The organism is Streptomyces sp. adm13(2018) (assembly GCF_008042145.1).
Classification (GTDB): Bacteria; Actinomycetota; Actinomycetes; order Streptomycetales; family Streptomycetaceae; genus Streptomyces.
The window spans coordinates 7,527-17,976 of record NZ_RDBH01000143.1 but is presented as its reverse complement, the minus strand read 5'-3'; the positions used below and the strand labels follow the sequence as shown (position 1 = coordinate 17,976).

General features: G+C 74.0%; 7 protein-coding genes. 4 read left to right on the top strand and 3 right to left on the bottom strand.

Going from position 1 to position 10,450, the window contains the following annotated elements:
* Nucleotides 1-77: 77 nt before the first annotated feature.
* The gene (locus EAO70_RS34310; protein WP_148006727.1) at nt 78-1,949 is read left to right on the top strand and encodes an HSP90 family protein; all 1,872 of its coding nucleotides are present in this window, start codon (nt 78-80) and stop codon (nt 1,947-1,949) included.
* Nucleotides 1,950-5,150, top strand: a complete 3,201-nt coding sequence (locus EAO70_RS34305) for a hypothetical protein (protein ID WP_148006726.1) — start codon at nt 1,950-1,952, stop codon at nt 5,148-5,150. It abuts the gene before it with no gap.
* Between the two features lie 230 nt (nt 5,151-5,380).
* Here EAO70_RS34305 and EAO70_RS34300 read toward each other — a convergent pair whose 3' ends face one another.
* Nucleotides 5,381-6,508, bottom strand: coding sequence for an NADH:flavin oxidoreductase (locus EAO70_RS34300; protein WP_148006725.1), 1,128 nt, complete (start codon nt 6,506-6,508; stop codon nt 5,381-5,383).
* Nucleotides 6,509-6,628: 120 nt separating this feature from the next.
* On the opposite strand from EAO70_RS34300, the gene EAO70_RS34295 reads away from it, so the two are divergent.
* Both EAO70_RS34295 and zwf read left to right on the top strand, forming a co-directional pair.
* Entirely contained in the window at nt 6,629-7,066 is a 438-nt protein-coding gene (locus EAO70_RS34295) for a MarR family winged helix-turn-helix transcriptional regulator (RefSeq protein ID WP_148006724.1), read from the top strand.
* 229 nt (nt 7,067-7,295) lie between these two features.
* Nucleotides 7,296-8,747: a glucose-6-phosphate dehydrogenase gene (zwf, locus tag EAO70_RS34290; protein ID WP_148006723.1), complete on the top strand. Its 1,452-nt coding sequence runs from the start codon at nt 7,296-7,298 to the stop codon at nt 8,745-8,747.
* Between the two features lie 50 nt (nt 8,748-8,797).
* Here the strand turns inward: zwf and EAO70_RS34285 are convergent, their stop codons facing one another.
* Both EAO70_RS34285 and EAO70_RS34280 read right to left on the bottom strand, forming a co-directional pair.
* Nucleotides 8,798-9,409, bottom strand: coding sequence for a histidine phosphatase family protein (locus EAO70_RS34285; RefSeq protein ID WP_148006722.1), 612 nt, complete (start codon nt 9,407-9,409; stop codon nt 8,798-8,800).
* Between the two features lie 152 nt (nt 9,410-9,561).
* The gene (locus EAO70_RS34280; RefSeq protein WP_148006721.1) at nt 9,562-10,296 is read right to left on the bottom strand and encodes a hypothetical protein; all 735 of its coding nucleotides are present in this window, start codon (nt 10,294-10,296) and stop codon (nt 9,562-9,564) included.
* Between the last annotated feature and the right edge of the window lie 154 nt (nt 10,297-10,450).

Here is a 10,450-nt window from a genome sequence, read left to right as displayed (position 1 = left end):
CCCCCTCCCCGTACCGCCCCTTCCTCACCGTCGTCCGCTCCCACCCGGCGCGGGCGCCCACCGAAAGACTCCGCCAGGTGCCCCCTTCCGAATCCGCCCCAGCCGCCCACACCTTCCAGGTCGACCTCCGCGGCCTGGTCGACCTCCTCTCCCACCACCTCTACTCCAGCCCCCGCGTGTACCTGCGCGAGCTGCTGCAGAACGCCGTGGACGCCATCACCGCCCGGCAGGCCGTCGACCCCGGCGCCGTAGGGTCGATCACGGTGCGGACCGGTGAGACCCTCACCGTCACGGACACCGGCATCGGCCTGAGCGAGGCCGACGTCCACCGCTTCCTCGCCACCATCGGCCGCAGCTCCAAGCGGACCGCCGACGGCGCCCTCGACGGAGCCGGCCTCGACGCCGCCCGCGGGGAGTTCATCGGCCAGTTCGGCATCGGACTGCTCGCCTGCTTCGTCGTGGCCGACGAGATCACGGTGCTCAGCCGGTCCGCCGCGGACCCCTCGGCGCCCGCCGTGGAATGGCGCGGCCACTCCGACGGCCGCTACACGATCCGGACGCTGCCCGCCTCGGCGGTCCCCGAGCCCGGCACGACCGTGCGGCTCACGCCCCGCGCCGACAACGCCGAGTGGACCGCCCCGGACCGGGTCGTCTCCCTGGCCCGGCACTACGGCGGGCTCCTGCGCCACGAGGTCACCGTCGTCGGTCCGCGCGGCGAGTCCCACCGCGTCAACGAGGCACCGCCGTGGGAGCGCAGCCACCGCTCCCCGCTCGCCCGCCGCGAGGCGCTCACCGCGTACTGCCGCGACCTCTTCGACTTCACCCCGCTCGACACGATCGACCTCGACCTTCCGGCGGCCGGACTGCGCGGCGTCGCGTACGTCCAGCCCACGGCCGTGAGCCCGGCGCAGCGCGCGGGACACCGCGTCCACCTCAAGGGGATGCTGCTCACCGACCAGGCACCCGAACTCCTCCCGGAGTGGGCCTTCTTCGTCCGCTGCGTGGTCGACACCACCAGCCTCCGCCCCACCGCGTCCCGGGAGTCGCTCTACGAGGACGGCACGCTGTCCGCCGTACGGGACGCCCTGGGCGACCGGATCCGCGACTGGCTCACCGGACTCGCCGCCAGTGAGCCCTCGCTGCTGCACCGCTTCATCGACACCCACCACCTCGCCGTCAAGGCACTCGCCCGGCACGACGACGAGCTCCTGCGGATCGTCCTGCCGTGGCTGCCGTTCGAGACCACCGACGGCAACGTCACGCTGGAGGAGTTCGCCCGGACCCACCGGACCCTCCTCGTCACCCGCAGCGTGGAGGAGTTCCGCCAGGTCGCCCCCATCGCGGCCGCGGCCGGCCTGGGCGTCGTCAACGGCGGCTACACCTACGACCGCGACCTCGTGCACCGCCTTCCCGAGGTCCGGCCGGGCACGTCCGTCACCGACCTCGACCCGACCACCGTCACCGCCCACCTCGACGCCGTCGATCCGGGCGCCGAACTGCGGGCCGCGGCCTTCCTCGCCGTCGCCCGGGAGACCATCGGCGTCCACGACTGCGACGTCGTCCTGCGTGACTTCCAGCCCGTCACCGCGCCGGCGCTCCTCCTCGACAACCGCGACGCGCGCCACGAGCGGACCAGGTCGAACCTCGCCGCCGAGAGCGACGGCCTGTGGGCCGACATCCTCGGCTCCCTGCGCCACGAGACCCCGCGCGCGCAGCTGGTCCTGAACCACCTCAACCCGCTGGTTCGCCAGGCGATCACGATCACCGAACGGGGTCTGGCCGTCACGGCGTCCGAGGCCCTCTACGGCCAGGCCCTGCTGCTCAGCCGCCGCCCGCTGCGGGCGAGCGAGAGCGCCCTCCTCAACCGGGCGTTCATCGGCCTGCTCACCCACGCCATGCACCAGCCCGGCACGGGCACGCCCGGCTCCGAGCCCCGGAAGGAACTGTAGATGCTGGACACCCCCGAGGCCGTCGTCGAAGCGCTGCGCGAGAACAACGACCGCCCCCACGGCCTGCCCCGTACCGTGACCGCCGAGGAGCTCGTCGAGGCCGCCGAGCCCTTCGACAAGCCGGACGTCCTCGTCACGGCCCTGCTGGAGCTCATGTCGGCGTACGAGTTCACCGGCGAGCACCGCAAGTCGCCCGTGGCCTTCGCCCGGCTGCTCAAGCTCTGGGACACCGCCCCCGAGTCGTTCAGCCAGTGGGAGGCCCACCAGGTCTTCTGGCGTTTCAAGTGGGTGACGACGTCCCTGCTCCAGGTGCCCGAGATGCCGCTGACCTCGATCGGCAGCTGGATCGAGCAGATGCGGACGCGGTACGCGGCCGCCGACCACGGCATGCAGCCCGTGGCCGCCATGCGCTACCACCTGGCCACCCACACCGGCGTCGGCGTCGCGGACGCCTACGACCTGTGGGCCACCCGCTCCCGTACGGAGCTGAGCGACTGCGAGGCCTGCGAGACCCGTCACCTCGCCCGGCACCAGGTCGCCGCGGGCGACGACGCCGGAGCGCTCGACACCTGGCGCCCCGTCCTCACCGGCGAGCAGGGGTGCACCGAGGAACCGCAGGTGAGCCAGGCACGCGCCCTGCTGCCGCTGCTGCGACTCGGCCGCGTGGACGAGGCCCGCTCGTACCACCTCACCGGCTACCGGCGGGTCCGCGGCAACAACGGCACGCAGGAGGAGGTCGGCCTGCACCTGGAGTTCTGCGCCCTGTCGCGCAACGAGGGCCGCGGCCTGGAGATCCTCGCGGAGAACCGCCCGCTGTTCGAGGCGACCGGCGCGCCCCTGTCCCATCTGGCGTTCCTCACCGGCGTCGAGGTGCTGCTCGCCCGGCTGGTCGAGGACGGCCACGCGGACACCCCCGTCGCGGGCCCGGCGGGACGCGCCTGGACGGCGCGCGAACTGGCCGCCCACGTCCGTACGGAGGCGGACCTGCTGAGCGCCGCGTTCGACGCGCGCAACGGGACCACGGCCGTCGGCGACCTCCGCCGCGCACGCCTGGCGCAGAAGCCGCTGCTCGACGCCCCCCTGCCGCTCGGTCTGCGGACGTCGGTCACCCGTCCCGCCGACGCCTCCAGCCAGGGCGGTACGGCGGCCACCGGTTCCGCGGACGGCGCGACCCCCGGCTCCGCGCCCGCCCTGGACGTTCCCGAGGACTTCGTGGCGCTCGTGACCGAGGCGCGGAACCTGGCACGGATCGGTCACCCCGGCGGCTCGCGGCTCTGGGACCGTATCGCCGAGCGCGTGGCCGACGGGGACACCCCGCACGACGACCGCCTCGGTCCCGAGGACCTCCTGCGGGCCGAACTGGCCGAGCAGCGCGCGTACCGGCTCTCCAGCGAGGACCGTACCGCGGAGAGCATGGACGCCCTCGACCGGGCCACCGAACTGTACGAACGGCTCGCGATGCCGTGGCAGGCGCTCTCCACGCGGACGCGTGCGCTCGCCTGGGCGACGGCGTCCGCCGCCCCCGCCGCCCGCACGGAGGCGACGGGCGACTCCACCGGCCCACGGACCGGCACCGCCGACACGGCGAAGACCGGCGAGGACCCGACGGGGGAGCACACGGCCGCCGACGCGACCGGTGAAGGCCTCACCGCCACCGCGGCTGCCGACGCCGACGACGTCACGGCCGCTCCCGCCGCGACGGAACACCGCACCGCGCTGCTGGGCCAGGACGCGGTCCGCTCCGCCCTCGACGAGGCCCTGCGCGAGGCCGAACGTCTCAAGACCGAGGTCCCGTTCGACGGAGAGCCGGTCGGCGAGGCGGAGGCGGCGGCCGCCGCCGGCGCCGACCTCGCGACGGAACGCGCGCTCGACTACCTCACCGTCCTGTACTCCGCCGTCTTCGTCGCCTACCAGGACCTCCAGCGCCTGCTCCCGGAGGCCCCCGAAGCCGACCGCGAACGGTTCGACACGGCCGTCGGCCTGCTGCGCACCGAGGCGGAGCGCCTCTCCGTCCCGCACCACGTGGCCAACGCCCGGCAGTTCGTCGCCGACATCGCCGGCCAGTGCGGCGACACGACGCTCGCCGAGTCCGAACTGCGCGCCGCCCTGGGGGACGTCGAGGCCTCCGGACGGCCCTGGCGTGGCTCGCGCCTGCGTGCCCTGCTCGCCCAGATCCTTCTCGCTGAGAAGGAGCCGGAGGAGGCGGCCGACCTGCTGCACCGGGCGATCTCGGACGCGGTGCGGTACGACGAGAAGGACTTCCCCCTGGCGCCGACGTACGCGCTGCTCGGCCACGCGGCCACGCACCTCGGGGACTCCGTCGGCGCCGTGCGCCACCTCTCCGAGGCGGCCGCGCGATTCGACCAGAACGAGGCGTTCGACGACGCCGCGCAGGCGCGCCTCCAGCTCGTCGACGTCCTGGCGGAGTCGGGTCAGCAGGCGGACGCCGTGGCCGTGCTGGAGTCCGTCCTGTCGGACGAGGCAGCCGCGTCGCTCGACGAGCGACTGGTCGCCCAGGCACGGCTCATGCTGGCGCGCGGGCTGCGTGAGCTGGGGGAGTACCTGCCGTCCGCGGAGGAGTTCCTCCGTCTCGCCGACGCCGTGTCCGGCTGGGAGGGCGACGGCGCCCCGATCCGCACCCTGGTCGCGGCCGAGGCGGCGACGACGCTCGCGCTGGCCGACCGCTGGGACGCGGCCGAGGCCGCGTACGGCCGGGCCGTCGCGGCGCACGCCGAGGCGCCGAACCCCGGGCTGATCATCCACATGATGCGCGAGTTCGCCCGTCTCACGACGCTGGCGCGGGAGGCGGAAGGCCTCGACGCGGCGCTCCGGCACCTCGCGGAGGCCGAGGAGATCCTCGCCGCCGTCCCGGGCGACGCGGAGAACTTCCACGCCTGGTACGAGCAGGGAGAGATCCACTACCGCCGCGCCCGCGTCCTGGCAGAGGCGGAGCGCTTCCCGGAGGCGCTGGACGAGGCGGAGGCGGCCGTCGCCACCCACGAGCGGGGCGGGGCGCAGGGCGAGATCCCCCGTGCGGAGGCGGTGCGCTTCGCGGCCCTCGTCGAGGGCAACGGCCTGGGCCGCTTCACCGAGGCCGTCGCCCGTCTGACGACGGCGTCCGCCCGCTGCCGCGAGGCCGGTCACACGGACGCCGCCGACATCCTCGACGCCGTGCGGCAGGACTTCCTGACGCGACGGTAGGGGAGGACGCGACACCGGAGGCTCCCCGCGCTTATGACACGGGGAGCCCCGCCAGCCGGGGCCGGTGGGCAGCCGCTGAGACATAGTGGGCAGCCCCTGAGACACAGGTGAGGCCCGGCCGAACAGCCGGGCCTCACTCGTCAGGCGGCCGCGTCGCCGGGGCCCCGGGCCGTAGGCAGGCCGCACCGCCGTGCCGTAGGCAGGCCGGGTCGCCGCGCCGCCGTGCTTCGTCAGCTGAGCGTCTTGACGGCGGACGCGTCGTACGGCTTGAGCTCGTCGGTGCGCCCGGCGAGGACCTTCGCCGCCCACTCCGGGTCCTGGAGCAGCGCGCGGCCGACGGCGACCATGTCGAACTCGTCCCGCTCCAGGCGGTCGAGGAGCTCGTCGATGCCCTGGAGCGGGGCACCCTGGCCCGCGAAGGCCTGGAGGAAGTCGCCGTCGAGGCCGACCGAGCCCACGGTGATGGTCGGCCGGCCGGTGAGCTTCTTGGTCCAGCCCGCCAGGTTGAGGTCCGAGTCGTCGAACTCGGCGATCCAGTGGCGGCGCGTCGAGGCGTGGAAGACGTCGACGCCCGCCGCGGCGAGCGGGGCGAGGATCGCCTCCAGCTCCTGCGGGGTCTCCGCGAGCCGCGCGTCGTAGGCGTCCTGCTTCCACTGCGAGTAGCGGAAGATCACCGGGAACTCGGGCGAGACGGACGCGCGCACGGCGGCCACGATCTCGGCCGCGAACCGCGTCCGGGCCACGGGGTCGCCGCCGTAGGCGTCGGTACGGCGGTTCGTTCCCGCCCACAGGAACTGGTCCAGGAGGTAGCCGTGGGCGCCGTGCAGTTCGACGCCGTCGAAGCCGATGCGCTCGGCGGCCGCGGCGGCCTCGGCGAAGGCGCCGATGACGTCGTCCAGGTCGCTCTGGGTCATGGCCTTGCCCGCGCCCTCGGTGCCGTCCGTGCGGATTCCGGAGGGACCCATCGCCGGGGCGTCCGGGTAGGGCGCCTGCCCCTGCTCGCGCACCATGCCGATGTGCCAGAGCTGCGGCACGATCGTGCCGCCGGCCGCGTGCACGTCCTCGGCGACCTTCGCCCATCCCGCGAGCTGCTCCTCGCCGTGGAAGCGCGGCACCCGGTCGCTCTGCCCGGCGGACGCGTGGCCGACGTAGGTCCCCTCGGTGACGATCAGGCCGACACCGGCGGCGGCGCGCCGGGCGTAGTACGACCGCACGTCCTCGCCGGGCACTCCGCCGGGGGAGAACATGCGGGTCATCGGGGCCATCGCGATGCGGTTCGGGACGGTCAGGCCGTTCAGCGCGACAGGCCGGGACAGGATCTCGGCAGCGCGTGAGCCGGTGGACGCGGTGACGGTCACAGGGACGCTCCTCGTGGCAATTACTTGACTATCTAGATGCTTGAGAACTTCATGCAACGAGGGCGACGGTAGACGTCGATGTTTGAGATAGTCAAGCATCTCTGGGCTAGAGTGACCGCCATGACAGAAGCTCCCCGCGTCGACACGGCCCAGCTCCTGGAGCTGCTCTCCGTGTCGCTCGGCGTCTACTACGGCGACTTCACCGTCGCGGCGGCGAGTGAGAACCTCACGGCGAGCCAGGGGCGGGCCCTGACCGTGCTGCGCCGGGGGCCGGCGGCGATGCGCGCCCTGGCCGGGACCATGACCTGCGACGCCTCCAACATCACCGGCATCATCGACCGGCTGGAGAAGCGCGGCCTGGTCCGCCGCGAGGCCGACCCCGCCGACCGGCGCGTCAAGAACGTGATCCTCACGGCCGAGGGCGAGCGCGTCACCGACGCGATCCGCGCGAGGATGCACCTCACCCGGGAAGGGCTGGCCGGACTCGACGCCGAGGACCGGGCCACCCTGTACGCCCTGCTGGAACGGGTCTTCCTCACCGCCCCGCCGACCGCCTGACCTCCCGCCGCCGCACGTTCCCGCCGTGCGCTCCGCCCCGCCACTCGCCCGGTCGGCCCGCCGGAGGGTGCCGGACTCGCACACGGCCGCCACAGTGGCCCCATGGAGCAGATCCCGGACGTCCCGCCCCGAGGCGACCGGTTCACCGTCCCGGCGAACCGACCCGCCCTCCGGGGCCGCTCCGCGACGCACGACCGGCCGGGCGACCGTGGCGAAAGGACGAACTGACGTGGCCGCATCCCCCAGCCCCGGCCCAGCCACCCCCGAGGACCACGTCGTCGTCATCTCCGGGGCCACCGGCGACCTCGCCCGCCGCAAGCTCCTCCCCGGCCTGTACCACCTGGCCCGAGCCGGACTGCTCCCCGACGGCTACCGGATCGTCGGCTCGTCCCCCGCGGCGGTCGCCCTCAGTGACGAGGCGTTCCGCGCCCACGCGCGCGACGCGGTCGCCGAGTTCGGGCTGTCCCAGCCCGAGGGACCGGAATGGGCGCAGTTCGAGAGCCGGCTGACCTTCGGCGCCGCCGACCCCGAGGACCCCGGCCCGCTCGTCGCGGCCGTCCGGGAGGCCGAACGCCAGATCGGCGGCACCCCACGGCTCCTCCACCACCTCGCCGTACCCCCGCAGGCCTGCGCCTCGGTCGTCCAACTGCTCGGCGCCTCCGGGCTGGCGCGCAACGCCCGCGTGATCGTGGAGAAGCCGTTCGGCACCGACCTCGCCTCCGCCCGGGCCCTCAACGACGCCATCCACACCGTCTTCGACGAGGCCCACGTCTTCCGCATCGACCACTTCCTGGGCAAGGAGTCCGTCGACAACATCCTCGCCCTGCGGTTCGCCAACGGACTCCTCGAACCGATCTGGAACCGCGACCACATCAGCCATGTGCAGATCGACGTCCCCGAGCACATCGACATCCAGGGCCGCGCCCACTTCTTCGAAGGCACCGGCACCTTCCGCGACATGATCGTCACGCATCTGTTCCAGCTCCTCGGGTTCGTCGCCATGGAACCGCCGGCCACCCTGGACGCGGACTCCCTGCGCGCGGAGAAGGACAAGGTCTTCCGCAGCCTGCGCCCCGTCGACCCGGCCCGGGTGGTCCGCGGGCAGTACGACGGCTACCGCGACGAACCGGGAGTCGACCCGGCCTCCGACACCGAGACGCTCGCGGCCCTGTGTCTGGAGATCGACAACTGGCGCTGGGCGGGCGTCCCCTTCTACCTCCGTTCGGGCAAGGCCCTCGCCGAGAGCGGCCACGTCATCACCCTGGGCTTCCGCGAACCGCCCCTGCGGATGTTCCCGCTGGCCGCACAGGAGTCCGCAGAAGGCCGCCACAACGAGCTGGTCATCGACTTCTCCGACCCGGGGACCATCACCGCGCGCTTCCTCGCCAAGAAGCCCGGCCCCGACATGCGCCTGACCCCGGCGCAGATGGTCTTCGACTACGCGGACTCCTTCAGCCAGGACCACGCCCTCGAGGGCTACGAGCGCCTCATTCTGGACGCCATGCTGGGCGACCAGTCCCTCTTCACCGACGCGGCCGGCATCGAACGGCTCTGGGAGGTGGCCGCGCCCCTCCTGGAGTCCCCGCCGCCGGTCGAACCGTACGCCGAGGGATCCTGGGGCCCGGCCGGCCTGACGGAGCTGATCAGGCCCTACCACTGGCACCTTCCCCAGCACGGCTGACCCGCAGGCCCCTCCCGTCCCGTCGCCGGCAGGTGTCGGCGGCACCCGAGTCACCCGTGGGCGCGGGGGACCGGCCGCTGGTTCCAGCCCGACACCACCGGCAGCCCGTGCTCCGTGGACAGCCGGCCGATCCTCGCCGTCGCGAGGAGGAACAGCCGCCCCTCGGAGGGAGGCAGCCCCAGGTAGCGGGCGGTCAGCACACGCAGCAGATGCGCGTGCGCCACCAGCACGCCGTCCTCCTCCGAGGCGGCCAGCCGGGGCGCGACACGCGCCAGCACCCGGTCGGCGCGGCGCCCCACGTCCTCCGCGGTCTCGCCCGGCCGCCCGTCCGCGTACGGGGCCACGCCGTCCTCCCACAGCGACCAGCCGGGGCGGGTCTCACGGATGTGGGCCGTGGTCAGCCCCTCGTACCCGCCGTAGTCCCACTCCTGCAGGTCCTCGTCGACCTCCGCGTCCCGCAGCCCGGCGAGCTCCGCCGTGTGCCGGGCGCGCCGAAGAGGGCTGGAGAGGACGAAGGAGGGGGTGCGCCCTGCGAAGTACGGGGCGAGCGGGCGCGCCTCCGCCTCTCCCTCCGGCGTGAGCGGGAGGTCGGTGCGGCCGGTGTGGCGTCCGGCGGCGCTCCACTCCGTCTCGCCATGGCGGATCAGGATGAGGTCGCTCATCGCGGTGGCGCTCCGTTCGTCGGCATGACGGCGCGGGCCTCTCGCCGCCGCGGTGCGGCCGGAAGGGGGTCCCGCACCTCCAGCATGGGGCCCCGGGTACGGATCACGCATGTGAGAGTGCCGCGCGGGCGGGACGCCCGGGGCGGAACGGGTCAGCGGCCCAGCGCGGTGCGCAGCGTCATTCCGTGGTGGCGCCGCAACCGGTGCAGCTCCCACCACGACAGGGCCGTCACGGTCACGGGCGCGCCGAGCACGAAGAGCCCCCGGATCCCCGGCGGGGCCTGGTCGTAGGCGCCGGTGACCAGATCCAGGAGGGCCATCTCCCACACGAGGACGCCGGCGAGGAGCGGCGGCAGCACCTCGTGGATGTCGGCGGTGCGGAACACGTGCACCAACGACAGGCCGATGCCGTAGAGGGCGAAGCCGATCGACCACACCAGCGCGACGATGATGACGATCCGCCCCGGGAGCCCCACGGCGTCCCGGAATCCCGCCAGCTCCGGCGCCATCGCGAGGGCGGAGGTGCCCATGGACGCCATGATCGCCAGGACCGAGCCGAGGGGGCGCAGGACCCGGCGCAGATACACCCGGCGCAGGCCGTCCCGCGCGGCTGCCACGAAGGCGCCGACCACCACGGGGAAGGTGCACACGAGCACCAGCACGCTGGTCCAGCTCTGGTCGAGGCGGTCGCTCGCCACGCCCTGGACGTCGTCGGCGGTCACGACGGCCTTGTAGCTGAGCGTCAACGCCACCCAGGCCAGCAGCCCGAGCCCGGTGCGCCAGTACTGGAGCCGGCGGACCTCACGGTCGTCGACGAGCCCGGGCCGCGAGGGACGGAAGGTCCGCTGGGCGGCGTACAGCGGGTTGTAGAGGCCACGGACGACCATGCGGGCCCGCGAGGGCGCCGGCCGGGGCGGCGGGACCGGTCCGTACACCGGCGGGTACGGGTACCCGGGCGGGGGTCCCGGCTGCGCGTACGGCAGACCCGAGGGAGGACCCGACCGGGGGTACGGGAACCCCGGGGGAGGCCCGGGGTTCCCG